Source organism: Streptomyces sp. NBC_01298 (assembly GCF_035978755.1).
Classification (GTDB): domain Bacteria; phylum Actinomycetota; class Actinomycetes; order Streptomycetales; family Streptomycetaceae; genus Streptomyces.
In genome coordinates, this window is sequence record NZ_CP108414.1 from 7,912,190 (window position 1) to 7,930,704 (window position 18,515).

The 18,515-nt window shown below is 73.6% G+C and carries 18 protein-coding genes; 9 read left to right on the forward strand and 9 right to left on the reverse strand.

Annotated elements, in window-relative coordinates; genetic code table 11:
- Positions 1-38 precede the first annotated feature (38 nt).
- The gene (locus tag OG730_RS36185) at positions 39-1,001 is read left to right on the forward strand and encodes an electron transfer flavoprotein subunit alpha/FixB family protein (protein WP_327308205.1); all 963 of its coding nucleotides are present in this window, start codon (positions 39-41) and stop codon (positions 999-1,001) included.
- A gap of 183 nt (positions 1,002-1,184) precedes the next feature.
- Positions 1,185-2,483: a DUF6986 family protein gene (locus OG730_RS36190; RefSeq protein WP_250738901.1), complete on the forward strand. Its 1,299-nt coding sequence runs from the start codon at positions 1,185-1,187 to the stop codon at positions 2,481-2,483.
- A gap of 76 nt (positions 2,484-2,559) precedes the next feature.
- Here the strand turns inward: OG730_RS36190 and OG730_RS36195 are convergent, their stop codons facing one another.
- Complete coding sequence (locus tag OG730_RS36195) at positions 2,560-4,824, reverse strand: hypothetical protein (RefSeq protein ID WP_327308206.1); 2,265 nt, start codon at positions 4,822-4,824, stop codon at positions 2,560-2,562.
- A gap of 156 nt (positions 4,825-4,980) precedes the next feature.
- Here OG730_RS36195 and OG730_RS36200 point away from each other — a divergent pair, with 156 nt between their 5' ends.
- The gene (locus OG730_RS36200; protein ID WP_327308207.1) at positions 4,981-5,172 is read left to right on the forward strand and encodes a hypothetical protein; all 192 of its coding nucleotides are present in this window, start codon (positions 4,981-4,983) and stop codon (positions 5,170-5,172) included.
- On the opposite strand, the gene OG730_RS36205 is transcribed toward OG730_RS36200, so the two are convergent.
- Positions 5,162-6,151, reverse strand: coding sequence for a LacI family DNA-binding transcriptional regulator (locus tag OG730_RS36205; RefSeq protein WP_327309564.1), 990 nt, complete (start codon positions 6,149-6,151; stop codon positions 5,162-5,164). The genes OG730_RS36200 and OG730_RS36205 overlap by 11 nt on opposite strands.
- A gap of 207 nt (positions 6,152-6,358) precedes the next feature.
- On the opposite strand from OG730_RS36205, the gene OG730_RS36210 reads away from it, so the two are divergent.
- Entirely contained in the window at positions 6,359-7,399 is a 1,041-nt protein-coding gene (locus tag OG730_RS36210) for an NUDIX hydrolase (protein WP_327308208.1), read from the forward strand.
- An 85-nt stretch (positions 7,400-7,484) separates the two neighbouring features.
- Here the strand turns inward: OG730_RS36210 and OG730_RS36215 are convergent, their stop codons facing one another.
- Both OG730_RS36215 and OG730_RS36220 read right to left on the reverse strand, forming a co-directional pair.
- Positions 7,485-8,243 carry an MBL fold metallo-hydrolase gene (locus tag OG730_RS36215; protein WP_327308209.1) on the reverse strand — a complete coding sequence of 253 codons (759 nt, stop codon included), beginning with the start codon at positions 8,241-8,243 and terminating at the stop codon, positions 7,485-7,487.
- Positions 8,244-8,318: 75 nt separating this feature from the next.
- Positions 8,319-9,683, reverse strand: a complete 1,365-nt coding sequence (locus OG730_RS36220; RefSeq protein WP_327308210.1) for a dipeptidase — start codon at positions 9,681-9,683, stop codon at positions 8,319-8,321.
- A 301-nt stretch (positions 9,684-9,984) separates the two neighbouring features.
- Here OG730_RS36220 and OG730_RS36225 point away from each other — a divergent pair, with 301 nt between their 5' ends.
- On the forward strand, positions 9,985-11,262 hold the full coding sequence (locus OG730_RS36225) for a geranylgeranyl reductase family protein (protein WP_327309565.1): 1,278 nt from the start codon (positions 9,985-9,987) through the stop codon (positions 11,260-11,262).
- Between the two features lie 334 nt (positions 11,263-11,596).
- Here the strand turns inward: OG730_RS36225 and OG730_RS36230 are convergent, their stop codons facing one another.
- Positions 11,597-12,055 carry a nitroreductase/quinone reductase family protein gene (locus tag OG730_RS36230; protein WP_327308211.1) on the reverse strand — a complete coding sequence of 153 codons (459 nt, stop codon included), beginning with the start codon at positions 12,053-12,055 and terminating at the stop codon, positions 11,597-11,599.
- Positions 12,056-12,203: 148 nt separating this feature from the next.
- Between OG730_RS36230 and OG730_RS36235 the strand changes: the two genes are divergently transcribed.
- Positions 12,204-12,902 carry a TetR/AcrR family transcriptional regulator gene (locus OG730_RS36235; protein ID WP_327308212.1) on the forward strand — a complete coding sequence of 233 codons (699 nt, stop codon included), beginning with the start codon at positions 12,204-12,206 and terminating at the stop codon, positions 12,900-12,902.
- 204 nt (positions 12,903-13,106) lie between these two features.
- Positions 13,107-14,081 carry a spherulation-specific family 4 protein gene (locus tag OG730_RS36240; protein WP_327308213.1) on the forward strand — a complete coding sequence of 325 codons (975 nt, stop codon included), beginning with the start codon at positions 13,107-13,109 and terminating at the stop codon, positions 14,079-14,081.
- Here OG730_RS36240 and OG730_RS36245 read toward each other — a convergent pair.
- Genes OG730_RS36245 through OG730_RS36255 form a run of 3 tightly spaced genes read right to left on the reverse strand, consistent with a single transcriptional unit; the run spans position 14,067 to position 15,514 of the window.
- Complete coding sequence (locus OG730_RS36245) at positions 14,067-14,444, reverse strand: VOC family protein (protein WP_327308214.1); 378 nt, start codon at positions 14,442-14,444, stop codon at positions 14,067-14,069. The genes OG730_RS36240 and OG730_RS36245 overlap by 15 nt on opposite strands.
- Positions 14,441-14,698, reverse strand: coding sequence for a DUF6332 family protein (locus OG730_RS36250; RefSeq protein WP_327308215.1), 258 nt, complete (start codon positions 14,696-14,698; stop codon positions 14,441-14,443). Before OG730_RS36250 ends, OG730_RS36245 begins: the two co-directional genes overlap by 4 nt.
- A 60-nt stretch (positions 14,699-14,758) precedes the next feature.
- On the reverse strand, positions 14,759-15,514 hold the full coding sequence (locus tag OG730_RS36255; protein ID WP_327308216.1) for a maleylpyruvate isomerase family mycothiol-dependent enzyme: 756 nt from the start codon (positions 15,512-15,514) through the stop codon (positions 14,759-14,761).
- Positions 15,515-15,614: 100 nt separating this feature from the next.
- Here OG730_RS36255 and OG730_RS36260 point away from each other — a divergent pair, with 100 nt between their 5' ends.
- On the forward strand, positions 15,615-16,277 hold the full coding sequence (locus OG730_RS36260) for an alpha-ketoglutarate-dependent dioxygenase AlkB family protein (protein WP_327308217.1): 663 nt from the start codon (positions 15,615-15,617) through the stop codon (positions 16,275-16,277).
- 43 nt (positions 16,278-16,320) lie between these two features.
- Positions 16,321-17,772, forward strand: a complete 1,452-nt coding sequence (locus OG730_RS36265; protein ID WP_327308218.1) for an ROK family transcriptional regulator — start codon at positions 16,321-16,323, stop codon at positions 17,770-17,772.
- Between the two features lie 41 nt (positions 17,773-17,813).
- Here OG730_RS36265 and OG730_RS36270 read toward each other — a convergent pair whose 3' ends face one another.
- The gene (locus OG730_RS36270; protein ID WP_327308219.1) at positions 17,814-18,437 is read right to left on the reverse strand and encodes an ATP-binding protein; all 624 of its coding nucleotides are present in this window, start codon (positions 18,435-18,437) and stop codon (positions 17,814-17,816) included.
- Between the last annotated feature and the right edge of the window lie 78 nt (positions 18,438-18,515).

Sequence of the window (18,515 nt, forward strand, 5' to 3'; positions counted from 1 at the left end):
AGTCCCCCTGACTACTTCGCATTCGCAGGAGCATCCCCATGGCTGAAGTCCTCGTCTACGTCGACCACGTCGACGGCGCCGTTCGCAAGCCCACCCTTGAACTGCTGACCCTGGCCCGCCGCATCGGCGAGCCCGTCGCCGTCGCCCTCGGCGCCGGTGCCGAGGCCACCGCCGCCGTGCTCGCCGAGCACGGTGCCGTCAAGGTCCTCACCGCCGACGCCCCGGAGTTCTCCGACTACCTCGTCGTACCGAAGGTGGACGCGCTCCAGGCCGCGTACGACGCCGTCTCCCCGGCCGCCGTACTGCTCCCCTCCTCCGCGGAGAACAAGGAGATCGGCGCCCGCCTGGCCGTCCGCATCGGCTCCGGCATCATCACCGACGCCACCGACCTGGAGGCGGGTGACGAGGGCCCGGTCGCGACGCAGGCCGCGTTCGCCGCGTCCTTCAGCACCAAGTCCCGCGTCTCCAAGGGCACCCCGGTCATCACCGTGAAGCCCAACTCGGCCCCGGTCGAGGCCGCCCCGGCCGCCGGCACCGTCGAGGCGCTCGCCGTCACCTTCGGCGCCCTGGCCACCGGCACCAAGGTCACCTCCCGCACCCCGCGCGAGTCGACCGGCCGCCCCGAGCTGACCGAGGCCGCGATCGTGGTCTCCGGCGGCCGCGGCGTCAACGGCGCCGAGAACTTCCACATCATCGAGGCCCTCGCGGACTCCCTCGGTGCGGCCGTCGGCGCCTCGCGCGCCGCCGTGGACGCCGGCTGGTACCCGCACTCCAACCAGGTCGGCCAGACCGGCAAGTCGGTCTCCCCGCAGCTGTACATCGCCTCCGGCATCTCGGGCGCGATCCAGCACCGCGCCGGCATGCAGACGTCCAAGACGATCGTCGCGATCAACAAGGACGCCGAGGCCCCGATCTTCGACCTCGTCGACTACGGCGTGGTCGGCGACCTCTTCGCGGTCGTCCCCCAGCTGACCGACGAGATCAAGGCGCGCAAGGGCTAAAACCCTGCCGCAGGCGTTGACCTGCGGGTAAGTGGTCTCCGGGGCCGTGTGGTGTTTCTCACCGCACGGCCCCGAGTCGTTTGTCCAGGACGGCGGAGGGACCATTGACTGAGCGGAACCCCGTGACTAAATTCTGTAATGCGGATCTAAGATTCCGTGAAGCGGAAAAGAGGAGAGTGCACGATGGGTCAGCAGGAGAAGGTGGCGACGAGCCTCGCAGGCGCGGTCAGCGAGGGCATCAGCGCTTCCCTCAAGCCGGTGGACGCGGAACTCGCGCGCCACTACCCGGGCGACCCCGGCACCCGTCAGCCCATCCACACGGTCTACGTGCCCGGTGACGTCTTCGCCGCGGACACCATCCGTACCTGGGGCGACCAGGCCCTCGCGGCCCTCGACGAGCACGCCCCGGACGCCGCCACCTTCGCCAAGGTGCTCGGCATCTCCGACGAGCTGGCCGTACCGGTCTACGACCGCGTCCGCGCCAAGCTCGCCTCCGAGCCCATCGAGGACCTGCGCGTCGACTTCGAGGACGGCTTCGGCGTCCGCTCCGACGAGGAGGAGGACCAGGCCGCCGCCCGCGCCGCCCGCCTCGTCGCCGAAGCCTTCTCCAACGGCACGAACGCCCCGTACATGGGCATCCGGATGAAGTGCATGGAGTCCAACGTCCGCGACCGCGGCATCCGGACCACCGACATCTTCCTCTCGGGCCTGCTCGCGCACGGCGGCCTGCCCGAGGGCCTGGTCCTGACCCTGCCCAAGGTCACCTACCCCGAGCAGGTCACGGCCTTCGTGCAGCTGCTGGAGGCCTTCGAGACCGCCCGCGGCCTGCGCCCGGGCCGGATCGGCTTCGAGATCCAGATCGAGACCAGCCAGTCCATCCTGGCCTCCGACGGCACCGCCGCGGTCGCCCGGATGATCGAGGCCTCCAAGGGCCGCGCCACCGGCCTGCACTACGGCACCTTCGACTACAGCGCCTGCGTCGGCGTCTCCGCCGCGTACCAGTCGAGCGACCACCCCGCCGCCGACCACGCCAAGGCGATCATGCAGGTCGCGGCCGCCGGTACCGGCGTACGCGTCTCCGACGGCTCGACCAACGTCCTGCCGATCGGCACCACCGAGCACGTCCACGAGGCCTGGAAGCTCCACTACGGCCTCACCCGCCGCGCCCTGGCCCGTGCCTACTACCAGGGCTGGGACATGCACCCGGCGCACCTGCCGACCCGCTACGCGGCGGTCTTCGTCTTCTACCGCGAGGGCCTCGAAACGGCCGCCGCGCGCCTGAAGGCGTACGTCGCCAAGATCGAGGGCGACGTCATGGACGAGCCCGCCACCGCGAAGGCCCTGGCCGGCTACCTGGTCCGCGGCCTGGACTGCGGCGCCGTCGGCGCCGACGAGGTCACCGCCCTGACCGGCCTGACCCGCGCGGAACTCGACGCCTTCGCCATCCCGCGCCGCTCGGCGACGCTGACGGCGACCGCCTGAGGCGAGTAGCCCCCGCACGAGGCCCGGCCGGCCTGCCCCCGGCCGGGCCTTCGGCGTCCGAGGGCCCGGCCTCGGATCACCGGGGCCGGGCCCTCGGGGTGTGCGGGGTCGGCAGGAGCCAGCAGCGCAGGGTGCCGTCGTCCCCGGAGGCGGCCAGGAGGCTCGCGTCGGGGGAGAAGGCGACCCCGCGGACGGCTCCGCCGTGACCGGTCAGCGGCAAGCCGGTGATGGCCTCACCCGTGGCAGGGTCCCAGAGCTGCACGGTGCCGTCCGCACCGGCGCTGGCCAGCCGGTCTCCCCGTGGGGAGAACACCAGGCCGTACACGGGACCGGTGTGCCCGGGGAGACGACGGCAGCGCGGGGCGGGGGCCTTCACGTCCCACAGCAGCAGGTTCCCGTCGGCGCTGCCAGTCGCCAGCAGACGGCCGTCGGGTGAGAAGGCCATGGCGCTGACGGCGCTAAAGCCGACCGCCAGTTCCAGGTCGGATGTTTCCGGGGCCGTCGGATTCCACAGCACGACCCGCTCGGCCATGGCGGCGGCCAGCACACCCCCGCTCGGGGCGGCGGCGAGGGCGAACACGTCCGACAGCCCGTCAGGAACGCGTGCGGCGGCCCTCCGGCCCTCGGACCAGTCCAGGACGAGTACCCGCCCTTGTGCCCCGATCACGATCGCCTGCCGCACAGCGGCGCGGAACGTGACGTGCTGCAACAGGGACAGGGGACGGTTGGGCGGTCCGGCGGGGGTCCACACCGTGGCCGGTCCGCCATCGGCAGGGAACTCCAGCCCCCAGGGGGCCTTACCGGTCGATGCGGGCAGGGACTCGGACAGCTGGACGCGTGCCGCCGGATCCCAGGTGAGGATCCGGTCGTCCTCGGTGTGGACCAGGAGGCGGGTGCTGTCCGGCGAAAAGGCCAGCCCGCGCAGAGCCACTCCGTCGGCCGTCGACAGGGCGGGCAGGGCTACGGCCTGTGGTGTGCGCAGGGTGGATTCGAGGGCGCGCGCCGCCAGCAGTGCGGAAGGCGGGGGTGGCGCGTACGCCTCGCCGTGGTAGATCACTAGGGTGTCGGACTCGCCGCAGACCGCGAGCATGCCGCCGTCGGCGGACATGGCCAGCTGGTCGAACGGACCCTTGTACCCCGCCAGGGGCGGACCCAGGGGGGCGCCGGTCGAAGGGTCCCAGAGGCGTACGGTGCCCTGGTCGCTCATGGTGGCCAGCAGGCGGACGTCCCGGGAGAAGGCCACGGTGGCTCCAGGGGCGGCCGCTTCGGACAGTCTGTGCGCGACAGTGCCGGTCGCGGTGTCCCACAGCAGGGTCTCATTCCAGACGGTCGTGGCCAGCAGGGTTCCGTCGGCGGAGAACACGGCCCTGAGGGTCTCGCTGCCCTTTTCGACGAGAGGCTTGCCGATGCTCGAATCGGTCGTCAGGTCCCACAGGCGTAGCACGTGTCCGCTCCTGACCGCGGCCAGGATGCTGCCGTCGGAGCGGCAGAACATCGCTTTGGCCTCGCCGCTGACAGGTGACCCGGCGGGCTCGCCGGTCGCGGTGTCCCACCGGTGGACGACGTCTGCGTCGGCTGTGACCAGTGTCCGGTCGTCTGCTGAGAAGACGACCAGGTCGATGGGGCCGTCGTGCCCGCGCACGGGCGGCCATGACCGCTCAAGCGTCTCGGTGTCCCACAAGGTGACCGTGCCGTTGTCGTCTCCGACGGCCAGCATGTGGCCGCTGGGGGAGAACGCCATTGCATAGGCCAGGGATGTGCCTTCGAGCGTGTCCAGGGGAACTCCGAGGACGGGATCCCATAGTTGGACCACTGCAGTCTCCGGGTTCGTCTCGTTCACCCCGGATACGGCGAGGATCCGGCCGTCGGGCGAGAACGCCGCGCACCAGTTGTTGTTCACCAGGGTGGTGAGCACGTGGGCCAGGACGAAGTCGGTCCCGCCGACGGGAGGGATCGGGGGCTCCGGAGGGGCGGCTCGCCCCGTGATGAGGGGTCCGGGTGCCGACGGGCGGCGGACCGGATCCAGGGCGGCCAGTTCGCGCCAGCGTCGCCGCCAGGGTTCCAGCTCGGGGGAGTTGTGGGGTGGGACGGGCCGCTCCTGCCCGAACTCGTCGTACGAGTGGAGGATCCGGACCAGGCCCATGAGGCGGTCCAGGCCCGGAAGGCGGTCCCCGCGGAACGCGTCGCTCTGGGTGGACACGGGAAGCCGGATGCCGGTCTGGGACTTCGCCGCACGCGCGGCCAGTTCGCGGTAGGACGGCTTGCCCCGGTCGAGTCGCAGTCGACGCAAGTCCGCCGCGAACGACTCCAGTTCTTCGCTGAATGCACGCACGCTGTCCATCACCGCACAGGTTAGGGCCGTGCCGGGCGCTCCGCCGGACAATCCCGAACAGCGCCGGTCAGTGCCGGTCGGCGCTGGTGTCCGGCGGTGTTCGGAGGCGGTCCGGGTCGTTCGGTCCGGGCGGTGCGTGGGGACGCAGGGCGGTGCAATCGGGGCATGACCACACCTTCGGACACCGAGCCGTTCCTGACCCTGCACACCGCAGTCGTGCTCCTCGGCGCCCTGTTCGCCGGCCTCGTCACCGGCGGGCTGAGCTACCTCGGCGGCGTGCACCCCGCCCTGTCCGTCCTTTCCGGGTTCACCGCCGTCGGCGGCGCCGTGCTCGGGCTGCGGTCGCTCATCCGGTGAACGGCGGGATCTCGCCCGAGCCGCGGGGGATCAGGCGGGTGGGGAGTTCGATGCGGGACGGGGGGAGGTCGGCGCCCGACAGGCGTTGGAAGAGGCGGTCCGTGGCCACGCGGCCCAGGGCCGCGGCGTCCTGGGCGATGACGGTGATGCCGGGCTTCAGCAGGTCGGCGAGTTCGAAGTCGTCGAAGCCGACCAGGGCCACCGGGCGGGGCAGGGACGCGAGGACCCGTACCGCCGTGACCGTCACGCGGTTGTTGCCGGCGAAGAGGGCCGTCACCGGTTGCGGGCCCGACAGCATCGACCGGGCCGCGGCCGAGACGCGTTCCGGGGCCGTTGCCCCGAGGGAGACCCAGGAGGGATCGACCGGCAGGCCGGCGTCGGCCATGGCCGCGCGGTAGCCCCGTAGCCGCTCGGTCGCCGTGTGGATGTGCGGCTGGTCGCCGATGAAGCCGATCCGGCGGTGGCCGCCCGCGATCAGGTGGGCCACCCCGCCCCGGGCGCCCCCGAAGCTATCGGACAGCACGACGTCCGCGTCGATCCGGCCCGCCGGGCGGTCCACGAACACCGTGGCCACCCCGGCCCGGATCTCCGGTTCCAGATAGCGGTGGTCGTCCCCGGCCGGGATGACGATGAGGCCGTCCACCCGGCGGGCGCACAGCGCGAGCGCCAATTCCCGCTCGCGGTCCGGGTCCTCGGCGCTGGAGCCGTTGATGAGCAGGGCGCCGTGGGCGCGGGCCACCTCTTCCACGGCCCGGTTGAGCGGCCCGTAGAAGGGGTCGGAGAGGTCCTCCAGGACGAGGCCGACGGTGGCGGTGCGGCCCTTGCGCAGCACGCGCGCGCTGTCGTTGCGGCGGAAACCGAGGGCGTCGATGGCCTCCTGGACCCGCTGCTCGGTGTCCGGGGTGACCCCGGGCTCCCCGTTGACGACGCGGGACACCGTCTTGAGGCCCACGCCGGCCCGGGCCGCCACGTCCTTCATGGTCGGCCGGTTGCCGTAGCGGGGTTCGGACGGGCGGCGGGTGTGCGGCACGGTGTCGGACCTCCGGGAGGGCTGGGTGCTGGACGGTGCGGGCCCGGCGCTGCCGACAGGCCCCTGACCTTGAGGATAAGCACTCGGCGGGGCGCCGGGGTTTCCGTGGCAGGGTGGTGCGGGCAAGCCACTGGGGGCATCGGGAGAGGGGTAGTCGTGATTGTCTGGATCAACGGCACGTTCGGCGCCGGCAAGAGCAGCACAGCGCGCGAGCTGACCGGCCTCCTGCCGGAGAGCACCTTGTTCGACCCGGAGTTCATCGGTGACGCGCTCCGCGTGCTGCTGCCGCGCAAACGCCTCGCGGAGGTGACCGACTACCAGGACCTGCCGAGCTGGCGGCGACTCGTCGTGGACACGGCGGCGGCCATGCTGGCGGAGCTGGGCGGGGTGCTCGTGGTCCCGATGACGCTGCTGCGCCAGGACTACCGCGACGAGATCTTCGGCGGGCTCGCGGCGCGCAGGATCGCGGTGCGGCATGTGCTGCTGGCCCCGGAGGAAACGATCCTTCGGGAGCGGATCGCGACCCGTGAGGAGCCCGGGGCGCCCGCGGACGTGGACCTGCGGGTGAGGAAGTGGGCCTACGACCACATCCCCGCCTATCAGCACGCGCTGGGCTGGCTCGCGGCCGACGCGCACGTCATCGACAACGGAGCCCTGACCGTACGGGAGACGGCCGAGCGGATCGCCGAGGCCGTACGCACCGACGCGGCCCGTGTCTGCGACATCGTGCAGACTCCGCAGCCGACGCGCGAGACCGTCGCGGCCGGGGTGCTGCTCTTCGACGACGCGGACCGGGTGCTGCTGGTGGATCCGACGTACAAGCCGGGGTGGGAGTTCCCCGGCGGGGTCGTCGAGGCCGGGGAGGCACCGGCGTGCGCGGGGGTGCGGGAGGTCGAGGAGGAACTCGGTCTCGTACTCGAGCGCCTGCCGGAGCTCCTGGTCGTGGACTGGGAGCCGCCGGAGCCCCCGGCGGGCTACGGCGGCCTGCGGCTGCTGTTCGACGGGGGCCGGCTGTCGGCGGCGCAGACCGGGCGCCTGCGGCTGCCCGGTCCGGAACTGCGGGCCTGGCGGTTCGTGTCGGAGGAGGAAGCGGCGGACCTGCTGCCGCCGGTGCGGTACGAGCGGCTCCGGTGGGCCCTGCGGGCGCGCGAACGGGGACGGGCGGCGTATTTGGAGGCGGGGCGGGCGGTCCCGTAGGGGTTGGGTGGGGCCGGGGGGGCCGGGGCCTGGTGCGGCGGGCGTGGGGCCGGGGCGGGCCCGGCCCCGGCGCCACGGTCGGCGTTCAGCCCGTCGGGGTCGGCGGAGCCTGAGCGGCGGGCGTGGCCCCGGCCTCCGCCCCGGCTTCCGGTTTCGTCGCCGTCTTCGCCGCCGCGAGGAGGCCGGCCGCGGTGTCCGCCGTGAGGGGGTCGCCGTGGCCGAAGCAGGCCACCGAGGGGGCCAGCGCGGCGAGCCGGAGCATCGACTCGACGGCCCGGGCGCGGTCCACGTTGAAGACGCCGAGCATCACCTGGCCGACGCCGGCGACGCAGTCGCCCGTGAACAGCACCCCGTGGTGCGGGAGATGGACGCCGATGCTGCCCGGCGTGTGACCCGGAGCGTGGACGACGACCGCCCCGTCGCCGAAGGGGAGCGTCTCGCCGTCCTTCACCTCCCGGTCCACCCGGGTCGGCGGGGCCTCCGGGACCGTCAGGCCGTGTGCGTACAGGGGGAGTTCCCAGTCCAGCAGGACCGGTTCCGGGACCGGCCGCTCGCCGCGGATCACCGGGGCGTCGAGCCCGTGCGCCAGTACCTCCGCGCCCCAGCGGGCGGCGAGTTCGCCCGCCGCGCCGACGTGGTCGCGGTGGCAGTGGGTCAGGACGATCCGCTCCAGCCCCTCGGGCCGCAGCCCGAGGGAACGTATCGCCCCCTCGATCGCGGGCGCCGCCCCGCTGTGGCCGGCGTCGATCAGGGTGAGGGCCTCTCCATCGCGCCAGAGGTAGGCCTGGCCGATCGGGAAGCGGAGCATGTGGAGCCGTTCGGGGATCACTTCGACAAGGTCCATCCCCCGAACCTACGAGGGTGCACCCCGCTGCCCGGCGGTGATACGCCGGGAGCGGAGTTCACCCGTAGCGGAGCGTCAGGAGCGCTTGGACTCCGCGTAGTTGAGGAGGAACAGCGCCTCCGTGACCGACAGGCGCTCCAGCTCCTCCGGGGAGACGCTCTCGTTCACCGCGTGGATCTGCGCCTCCGGCTCGCTCAGGCCGATGAGCAGCATCTCCGCGTCCGGGTACAGCTCGGTCAGCGTGTTGCACAGGGGGATGGAGCCGCCCATGCCGCTGATCTGCATCTCCTGGCCGGGGTACGCCACCTTCATGGCCTGCGCCATGGAGGCGTACGCGGGGCTGTCCGTGTCGGCCTGGAACGGCTGTCCCTGGCCGACGACTTCGAGCTCCAGACGCGCCTTCCACGGGGTGTGCGCCACCAGGTGCGCCTCCAGCAGCTTGATCGCCTCGGCCGTGTCCACGCCCGGCGGCACCCGCAGGCTCACCAGCGCGCCCGCGCTCGCGTGCACCGAGGGGGTGGCGCCGACCAGCGGCGGGGAGTCGATCGCCAGCACCGTGACGGCCGGCCGGGACCACAGCCGGTCCGCGATCGTGCCCGCGCCGATCAGCTCGACCCCGTCGATCACCTTCGCGTCGGAACGGAAGTCCGCCTCCGGGTACTGGAGCCCCTCCCACACCGCGTCCGAGGCCAGCCCGTCCACGGTGGTCGAACCGTCCGGCGCGCGCAGCGAGGCCAGCAGCTGGATCAGGGCGGCCATCGCGTCGGGGGCGGCCCCGCCGAACATGCCGGAGTGCAGGTTGCCGCCCAGGGTGTCGATCTTGACCTTGAGCAGGCACATGCCGCGCAGGGTCGCGGTGACCGTCGGCAGGCCCGTACGGAAGTTGCCCGCGTCGCCGATCACGACGGCGTCGGCGGCCAGCAGTTCGGGGTGGGCGGTCGCGTACTGCTGGAGACCGCCGGTGCCCTGCTCCTCCGAGCCCTCGACGATCACCTTCACGTTCACCGGGACGCCGCCGTTGGCCTTCAGGGCGCGCAGCGCGAGCAGGTGCAGGATGAACCCGCCCTTGCAGTCGGCGCTGCCGCGGCCGTACCAGCGGCCGTCGCGCTCGGTCAGCTCGAAGGCGGGGGAGATCCACGCCGCGTCGTCCAGCGGGGGCTGCACGTCGTAGTGCGCGTACAGCAGGACCGTCGGCGCGTCCGCCGGGCCGGGCAGGAACCCGTACACCGACTGGGTGCCGTCGGGGGTGTCGAGCAGCGCCACGTCCTGGAAGCCCTCGGCGCGCAGGGCGTCGGCCACCCAGTTCGCGGCCGCCTGGCTCTCGCTCTGCGGGAACTGGGCCCAGTCCGCCACCGACTGGAAGGCCACCAGCTCGGACAGCTCCTGCTTGGCGCGGGGCATCAGCGAGGCGACGGTCTCGGCGATCGACTGAGACGGCATGGGCACGCTCCTCTTGGGTGCGACGTTGGTGTACGTGTACGGGGTACGTATACGCGACCCGCATGCGCGGGGTGAGCGTATGCGGGCTACGGCAAAGGACTCTTCCGATCCTCGCACAACGGGGCAGTCGATCTCGCGCCGTAGGATTTCCCCGGCATCGGAGCAACGGCATGAACCGCATGATCAGGAGCAGCAGCACATCGTGAGCAGCGACGAGAGCGACAGCGGCGACGTACGCGACGCGGCGGCAGGACAGACCGCTCAGGGGGCGGACGCGCAGACGGCCGGGGAGACCGGCGAGGTGTGGGACGTGGTCGTGGTCGGGGCCGGGCCGGCCGGATCCTCGGCCGCGCACGCGGCGGCCGCCGCGGGGCGGCGCGTTCTGCTGTTGGAGAAGGCGGAACTGCCCCGGTACAAGACCTGTGGCGGAGGCATCATCGGCCCCTCGCGCGATGCGCTCCCGCCGGGTTTCGTGCTGCCCTTCAAGGACCGCGTCCACGCGGTCACCTTCTCGCTCGACGGGAAGTTCGCCCGGACCCGGCGCTCGAAGCAGATGTTGTTCGGGCTGATCAACCGGCCCGAGTTCGACGCGGCGCTGGTCGCCGAGGCGGAGAAGGCGGGGGCCACGGTCCGCACGGGTACGGCCGTCGCGCGGGTGGAACAGCACGGGGCGTCCGTACCGGACCGGCGGACCGTCGCGGTGATCCTCGCCGACGGCGAGACCGTGCTGGCCCGGTCCGTGGTCGGCGCGGACGGCAGCGCGAGCCGGATCGGTGCGCACGTCGGCGTCGAAATGGACCAGGTCGACCTCGGCCTGGAAGCGGAGATCCCCGTCCCGGAGACGGTCGCCGCGGACTGGAAGGGCCGGGTCCTCATCGACTGGGGTCCGTTGCCCGGCAGCTACGGCTGGGTCTTCCCCAAGGGCGACACCCTCACCGTCGGGGTCATCTCGGCGAAGGGCGAGGGCGCCGCGACCAAGCGGTACCTGGACGACTTCATCGCCCGGCTGGGCCTGTCCGGCTTCGAACCGGCGGTCTCCTCCGGGCACTTGACTCGCTGCCGCAAGCCCGGATCGCCGCTTTCGCGCGGGCGGGTCCTGGTCGCGGGCGACGCGGCCGGACTGCTGGAGCCGTGGACCCGGGAGGGCATCTCCTTCGCGCTGCGCTCGGGGCGGCTCGCGGGGGAGTGGGCCGTGAAGATCTCCGAGGCGCAGGACCCGGTGGACGCGCGCCGCCAGGCCCTCAACTACGCCTTCGCCGTCAAGGCGGGGCTGGGTGTGGAGATGGGCGTCGGCAAGCGGATGCTGGAACTCTTCGAGGCGAAGCCGGGCCTGCTGCACGCGGCGATCACCGGCTTCCGGCCGGCCTGGCTGGCCTTCGCGCGGATCGCGCGGGGTTCGCTGACGCTGGCCGAGATGGTGCGTACGTACCCGCTGGCGCGCAAGGCCCTGCACGTGCTGGACGCACGGCAGGCGCGGGTCCGGGGCGGGGCCGGCGCTGAGGCCGGCGCCGAGGTCGGCTCCGGGTCCGATTCCGGGTCCGATTCCGGGTCCGGGGAGCAGGGAGGGGCCAAGGGCTGAGCCCGAGGCTGATCCCAGGGCTGGACCCGGGGTGAAGTCGCCGTCTCCGGTGGAGAACGGTGGCGGTGAAGTGCGGAATGGGGCGGTCTTGCCGGGGGTAGTCGGCGAGGCCGCCGCCGCGTTGCGGTTGCCGGTTGCCGGTTGCCGGTTGCCGGTTGCCGGTTGCCGGAGGGTCGGGGGCCGGAGGGTCGGAAGCCGGCGGACGGGTGCTGGAGGGCCGGGGGCTGGCGGCCGGAGGGGCGGGCGCCGGGTGCCGGGGGTCGGAGGCCGGCGGACGGGTGTCGGAGGGTCGGGGGCTGGCGGCAGGAGGGGCGGGGTGGGTGCGCGGGACGGGTCAGGGGGTGATCGTGATGCGGAAGACCGGGTGGTCCTGGGCGGCGGCCCGGAGGTCGGCGTCGGAGGACTTCGCGGTGACTCCATTGAAGAAGCGGTTGACCTCCCAGCCCCACTTCTTCAGGTAGCCGCGCAGGACCACGGCCTGCTCGGCCGGGTCGGTGAGTTCGGTGACGGTGAAGGTCTGCACGGTGCGGCCCAGCCGGAGTTCGCCGCCGCCCGCGGCGCGCATGTTGCGGACCCACTGGGAGTGGCCGCGGGCGGAGACCAGGTACCGGGTGCCGTCCTGGAGGTAGGGGTTCACCGGGATCCGCTGCATCGTGCCGGAGGTGCGGCCGCGCACCGACAGCTCGGCCGTTCCGGCCAGGCTCATGCCCGAGCGGGCCAGCTTGCCGATGAGGGCGTTGAAGCGGGTGCCGAGCGGGCCGGCCTGGACGTAGTACGGCTTGGGCGCGTTCATGGTGGCCTCCGGGGCGTTTGGGAGAGCACTGCTCTCGCTTGAGAACAGTGTGCACGGATCGACGCTCCAAAACAAGAGCAGTGCTCTCGAAATGGTGCACCGCTCTTGTTGGTGGGCGGTGCTCTGGCCGCGTGGCACACTGGCCCCCATGAGCACCGTGCGAGGGGCGAGGGAACGAGCCCGCATCGAAGTCACCGCCGCCATCAAGGACGAGGCGCGCCGCGCACTCGCCGCGGAGGGCGCCGCCAAGCTCTCGCTGCGCGCCGTCGCCCGCGAGCTGGGCATGGTCTCCTCCGCCCTCTACCGCTACTTCCCCAGCCGCGACGAGCTCCTCACCGCCCTCATCGTCGACGCCTACAACAGCGTCGGCGCCGCCGCCGAGGCCGCCGACGCCCGCTCGCTCGCCGCCGGCGGCACCCCCCGCGCCCGCTGGGCCGCCGTCTGCGCCTCCGTACGCGCCTGGGCGCTGGAGCGCCCGCACGAGTACGCCCTCATCTACGGCTCGCCCGTCCCCGGCTACACCGCACCCATCGACACCGTCGGCCCGGCCTCCCGCGTGGGCAACACCCTCATCGGCATCGTCCGCGCCGCCTACGAGGGCCGTGGCATCGCCCTCCCGCCGCTCCCCGCCGAGCTGCGCCCCGAAGCCGCCCGCATGGCCGCGGACTTCGCCGAAGGGCTGCCCCCCGAGGCCGCCGCGGCCCTGGTGGCCGCCTGGGCACAGCTCGTCGGGCTGATCTCCTTCGAGCTGTTCGGCCAGTTCAACCGGGTCGTCGAGGACCGGGACGCCTTCTTCGCGCACGCCGCCGGGCAGTTGGCGCACGGGGTCGGACTGCCCGCCGTATAGGGCGGGGCCGGGCGGCAGCGGCGGGGTCGGGGAAAGTTCGCTTGTCAGTTCCTCCTACGGAAGCCGGGGAATCGGCCCTGGTGCGCCCGGCGGCCCGTCTAGTGTTCCTCGGGCCGGGGTCCGCCCCGGTTGCCTTCCCCGGCGCCCGGCCATCGCCCCGGCGCCGGCCCCTCCGTCGCTCTGCCGTCGCCCCGAGGAGCAGTCATGACCCGCGCCGCGAAGGCCGTTTACGCCGTCCTGGCCACCCTCTTACTCGCCGCGCCGGCGCCGGCCGTCACCGCGTCGGCGAGTTCGGAGCCTGGCCGGTCCCAGGCCCGGGACCGTACCCCGGCCCTCGCCCCGGCTCCGACCCCCGAGGTGAGACCGACGCCCCGGGCGGCCGGCGTACGGGGCCTGGAGATAGCCGTCCCGGCGTACGTCTGGGCCAACGATCCGATGCTCGTCGATCTCACCGCCACCAGCCCGGCCGCCTCGGTGGTGGTCCTCAACCCGGGCAACGGCGACTCCCCGTTCGACGCCCCCTGGCGGGCCCGAGCCGACGTCCTGCGCACCGGCACCACCGCCACCGGCGAGAAGACCAAGGTGCTCGGCTACGTCCACACCGATCACGGCAACCGCGACATCGCCGCCGTGAAGGCCTCCGTGGACAACTACCTGAAGACGCCCGACGGCCTCCACGTGGACGGCATCTTCTTCGACGTCGTCAGCCGCGACTGCGGCCCGGCCAACGCCACCCGCGACCACTACGCGGAGCTGCGCCGCTACGTGCAGGACACCATGGAGGCCGTCGCCCCCGGCACGCCGGAACTGGTCGTCAACAACCCCGGGACGGCCATCGCCGACTGCTTCCTGGAGCCCGGCCGCCGCACCGCCGACGTCTTCGTCACCTTCGAGGACACCTACGCGGCCTACGCGGGCGCCGGCTGGCTCGGCGGCAACGTCTTCAACGCGCTCACCGGCTACCGCTCCGGCGCCGAACTCGACCCGAGCGGCACCGCGTTCTGGCACCTCGTGCACGACGTCCCGGACGCCCCCGCGATGCGCGCGACGCTCCGTACGGCCTTCGAGCGCGGCGCGGGATACGGTTACGCCACCAGCGCGCAGATGCCGAACCCCTGGGACGCGCAGCCCGGTTGGAAGTACCGCGCCCAGACCTCGTACGCCTCAACCCTGGGCTGAGCCGGCCTCCGTCGGCCCGACGGCGGTGATCTCGACGGTACGGCCGTCGGGATCCACGAGCCGCTGGCGCCCCGGCGCGAGCCGCGGCCGCGTGGCGGAGCCGTCGAAGGCCGGGACGGCCAGGCCCAGCCGCAGGGCGCCGGTGAGACGGTCGTCCCGGGCCGGATAGAGCTCGATGACCATGCCGTCCGGGAGGACGGCGGCGTAGTGCTCCGGTCCGCGGCCGTGGCGTTCCGGGGTGAAGGCCAGGCCGAGGTCCCCGTAGAACCGGCGGCATTCCTCCAGCCGCGGTGTGTACAGCACCAGGAGCGACACCCGCACCGCGGACGCCCGCCCTGCACGGCCGGGGACGTCAGGGATCACGCCGGGCCGCCGTCCCTTCCCGGGCGGCGGGCGAAGCGCCACAGGACGTGGGTGATCCGGAGCAGGAACACCGTCGCGGCCAGGACGCCGCCCACCATCGCCAGGGTCCGGTCCGTCGTGGAGGAGAGGTCGAAGGCAAGGGCGGGACCGTACAGCGCCGCGAAGACGAGTCCGGCGGCGAAGGCGCCGCTGACGAAGGCGAACACGATCTCGATGGTGACCGCGTCCCGGTCGGCCTGGCTACGTCGTTCCATGTGCGCAGTCTCGCCGCCCGAGCCGCACCACGACAAGGGCGCTCCCGGTGCGCCCGGGGGTTAGATTCCGGCCGTGTCCACCCAGAGCCGGGCCAGTTCCGCGTCGCCGGTCACGCCCGGCCCGGTGAGCGGCTGCCGGTTCCACAGCGCCGAGTAGAGCCAGGCGGCCTCGCCCGTCAGGGTGCAGTCGGCCTCCGCGCCGTCCGCGCCGTGGGCGTCTGCGCGTACCGTGCGGGCGGGCTCCTGCGACAGGTGTACGGTCCACACCGCGCCCGTGTCGCAGGCCCGTACGCGCAGCACCCGCGGCTCCGCCGTCCGTACCCGGCTCTGCGGCCGCGCGTGGAACCCGGTCAGCAGCTCGTCCACCCCGTCCTCGGCGAAACCGGGGTCCACGGCCCCGAAGGGCACGCCGAGCGCGGCTTCCGCGTCCATCCGGTGCACGGTGGTCTCGTGCGCCTGGCGGCGGGCCCAGAAGGCCAGCGGCGAAGGCGGCGCGGTCGGCAGGAAGGTCCAGCACCGTGCGTCGGCGGAGGTTCCGGTCAGGGTCCGTACCAGCGTCGCGTGGCCCTCGCGGAACCAGGCCAGCAGGTCCGCACCCACCAGCTCCGGCGCGTCCGGGAAGGGAGCCCGCTCGCTCAGGCCCTGCGCCACGTATCCGGTGGCCCAGCGGTGCACGGAGCCGGTGTGGCGCAGCAGATCGGCGACCCGCCACTGCGGACAGGTGGGCACGAGGGCGTCCGTACCGGCCCGTTCGGCGAGGTCGGCGAGCTGCTCGCCCTCGCGGGCCACGGTCTTCACATAGCTGATGATCTCCATGGCGGGAGTCTCTCAGCCGCCCGCGGGCCCGCACAACGAAGGATGATGGAGGGCACGGGGAGAGGCCGCCGAGGGGACGAAAGAGCAGGTGGTGGAGGTCATGGGCAATCCGGACGGCGAGCTCTTCCCGCGCGAGCGCACCGAGATCGTGCCCGGCGCCGTGCACGTGCCCGACTGGCTGGGGCCGGGGCGGCAGCGGGAGTTGGTCGAAGCGTGCCGGGGGTGGGCCCGGCCGCCCGCCGGGCTGCGCACGGTGCGCACCCCGGGCGGGGGGACGATGAGCGCCCGACAGGTGTGCCTGGGGCTGCACTGGTACCCGTACGGATACGCGCCCACGGCCGTCGACGGGGACGGCGCTCCGGTCAAGGCGATGCCCGACTGGCTCGCGCAGCTGGGCCGCGGCGCCGTGGCCGACGCGTACGGGCGGGCTCCGGATCCGGCCATCGCCTACGACATCGCGCTGGTCAACTTCTACGAGGGCGACTCCCGCATGGGCATGCACCGGGACGCCGAGGAGGCCTCCGATGCCCCGGTGGTCTCGCTGAGCCTGGGTGATTCCTGCCTCTTCCGCTTCGGCAACACCGCCTCGCGCGGGCGTCCGTATCGGGACGTTGAGCTGCGCAGCGGGGATCTGTTCGTCTTCGGCGGGCCGGTCCGACGGGCCTTCCACGGGGTGCCGAAGGTCCTGCCCGGCACCGCTCCGCCGGGCCTCGGGCTGACCGGGCGGCTGAACATCACGCTCCGGGTTGGCGGGCTCGGATAGCGGGCGGCGTCCTCGGCGCTCCGATCATGCGAGGATCGCTGTCATGAACGGCAACGGGGCCCCGCGGCGGGTGGGGGATGTGACCGCGGTGTCCGCGGGGACGGACGGGACCGCAGGGGCCGGCACGGATGAGGGATCCGGCAGTGCCGGGGGACCCGCCAGGGCCGACGCGTCCGACGCGTCCGTCGCGCCGAAGGCATCCGCCCCGGGGTCCGCTTCGGCGTCCGCCTCCGGGTCCGCCGCGGCTCCCACGGCGGCAGCAGCGGCGGCAGCGGCAGCGGCAGCCGGTTCCGCGCGGACCAAGCTGGAGCGGGGCCGCGGCGCGCTCGGCCCGGCGCTGGAGCTGGTCCACACCGGCCGGGCCCCGACCCGTGCGGTCCTGACCGCCGAACTCGGCGTCACCCGCGCCACCGCCGGCGCCGTCGCCGCCGAACTGGAGGCGCTCGGCCTGATCCGCGTGGACTCCCGCCCCGGTGGGGCCGGCGGCACCCAGGGCCGTCCCTCGCACCGGCTCTCCGTGGACGAGAACGGCCCGGTGGCCCTGGCGGCGCAGGTGCACTCGGACGGGTTCCGGGCCGCCCTGGTCGGCCTCGGCGGCCGGATCGTGGCCACGGCTCCCGGTCGGGTCCCCGTGTCGGCCGACCCCGCGCAGGTGCTCGGCGCGGTCGTCGAAGCCGGGGCCGCGCTGCTCGCGCAGACCGGCCGGCGCTGCATCGGCGCCGGCCTCGCGGTGCCCTCGGCGGTCGCGGAGCCGGAGGGGACGGCGCTGAACCCGCTGCACCTGGCCTGGCCCGCCGGTTCCCCCGTCCGGGCCATCTTCGCCGACTGCGTGAAGGAGGCCGGCATCGACGGCCCGGCGCTGACCGGCAACGACGTGAACCTCGCCGCGCTCGCCGAGCACCGCCACGGCGCCGGCCGCAGTGCGCAGCACCTGCTGTGCGTGGCCACCGGACACCGCGGGGTCGGCGGCGCGCTGGTCCTGGACGGCCGCCTGCACAGTGGGAGTTCGGGCCTGGCCCTGGAGGTCGGCCACCTCACCGTGAACCCCGAGGGGCGGGCCTGCCACTGCGGCAGCCGCGGCTGCCTCGACGTGGAGGCCGACCCGCTGGCCTTCCTCACCGCCGCCGGGCGCACCCCGGGCCCCGAGGTGTCCCTGCTCCAGCAGGCCCGCGACCTGCTGCGCGAGGAGTCCGCGGACCCGGGGGTACGGGCGGCCACCGAGGAGCTCATCGACCGGCTCGGCCTGGGCCTCGCGGGCCTGGTCAACATCCTGAATCCGGACCGGATCATCCTCGGCGGACTCCACCGCGAGCTGCTCTACGCGGACCCCGAGCGGCTGCGCGCGGTGGTAGCGGACCGCAGCCTGTGGGGGCGCAGCGGCGGCGTGCCGATCCTGCCCTGCACGCTCGACCACAACAGCCTGGTCGGCGCCGCCGAGCTGGCGTGGCAGCCGGTGCTGGACGACCCGCTCGGGACCCTGGGCACGGCGGCCTGACCGCTGTTCCCACGGCTCCGGGCGGGTTCGGCGACCGGAGGCTACCCGGGCCGGGCGCCGACCGAGGCCGTCACCGACAGGCCGGCGGAGACCGGCTCGGGGGGTGCGGCGACGGACGGGGCCGGCGCGGGTTCCCGTACGGGCTTCTTCGCGACCCGGTGCGCCGGTTTCTCCGCCAGGAGCACCGGGTGGTGTTCCGGCGCGGCCGGCCCGGGGGCGGCGCGCAGGGAGAACCACACCACCTTGCCCGGGCAGTCGTCCTGCTGCCGGGCCCCCCACGCCTCGCTGAGGGCCTCCACGAGCGCGAGCCCGCGGCCGGAGGTCTCCAGGGCGTCGACCGGGGCGGCGGCCGGGGAAGCGGCCGCGGGCAGGGTGGCCCCGGTGGCCGCGGAGTCCCTGAGCTGGGGGAGGCGGGGATCGCTGTCGTAGACGGACACGGTCAGCCGGCCGAGGCGCAGCTCGATCTCGACCGTGCAGGTCTTGTCCGGCTGCGCGTGACGGTGGACGTTGCTGAGCAGCTCCGTCACGCCGAGCGCGGCCCGGTCGATGAGCGGGTCGAGCTGCCAGTGGCGCAGTTGCGCCGAAACGATTCGGCGGATCTGTCCGATCCGCAAGGGCAGGGCCTGCAGTTCGACGACGCAGTGCCTGCGGGAATGACTGATCACGGCTGCGACTCCCCGACATCAGTGTTACGGGTGCTGCACCCTCGGTGACGCCTCCCCAGGGTCACCCACTGTGGGGCG

Bases quoted from the DNA above. Each gene is read 5' to 3' on its own strand.
- OG730_RS36185 (WP_327308205.1), top strand. From the start codon at position 39: ATGGCTGAAGTCCTCGTCTACGTCGACCACGTCGACGGCGCCGTTCGC.
- OG730_RS36190 (WP_250738901.1), top strand. From the start codon at position 1,185: ATGGGTCAGCAGGAGAAGGTGGCGACGAGCCTCGCAGGCGCGGTCAGC.
- OG730_RS36195 (WP_327308206.1), bottom strand. From the start codon at position 4,824: ATGGACAGCGTGCGTGCATTCAGCGAAGAACTGGAGTCGTTCGCGGCG.
- OG730_RS36200 (WP_327308207.1), top strand. From the start codon at position 4,981: ATGACCACACCTTCGGACACCGAGCCGTTCCTGACCCTGCACACCGCA.
- OG730_RS36205 (WP_327309564.1), bottom strand. From the start codon at position 6,151: ATGAAGGACGTGGCGGCCCGGGCCGGCGTGGGCCTCAAGACGGTGTCC.
- OG730_RS36215 (WP_327308209.1), bottom strand. From the start codon at position 8,243: ATGGACCTTGTCGAAGTGATCCCCGAACGGCTCCACATGCTCCGCTTC.
- OG730_RS36220 (WP_327308210.1), bottom strand. From the start codon at position 9,683: ATGCCGTCTCAGTCGATCGCCGAGACCGTCGCCTCGCTGATGCCCCGC.
- OG730_RS36230 (WP_327308211.1), bottom strand. From the start codon at position 12,055: ATGAACGCGCCCAAGCCGTACTACGTCCAGGCCGGCCCGCTCGGCACC.
- OG730_RS36235 (WP_327308212.1), top strand. From the start codon at position 12,204: ATGAGCACCGTGCGAGGGGCGAGGGAACGAGCCCGCATCGAAGTCACC.
- OG730_RS36240 (WP_327308213.1), top strand. From the start codon at position 13,107: ATGACCCGCGCCGCGAAGGCCGTTTACGCCGTCCTGGCCACCCTCTTA.
- OG730_RS36250 (WP_327308215.1), bottom strand. From the start codon at position 14,698: ATGGAACGACGTAGCCAGGCCGACCGGGACGCGGTCACCATCGAGATC.
- OG730_RS36255 (WP_327308216.1), bottom strand. From the start codon at position 15,514: ATGGAGATCATCAGCTATGTGAAGACCGTGGCCCGCGAGGGCGAGCAG.
- OG730_RS36260 (WP_327308217.1), top strand. From the start codon at position 15,615: ATGGGCAATCCGGACGGCGAGCTCTTCCCGCGCGAGCGCACCGAGATC.
- OG730_RS36265 (WP_327308218.1), top strand. From the start codon at position 16,321: ATGAACGGCAACGGGGCCCCGCGGCGGGTGGGGGATGTGACCGCGGTG.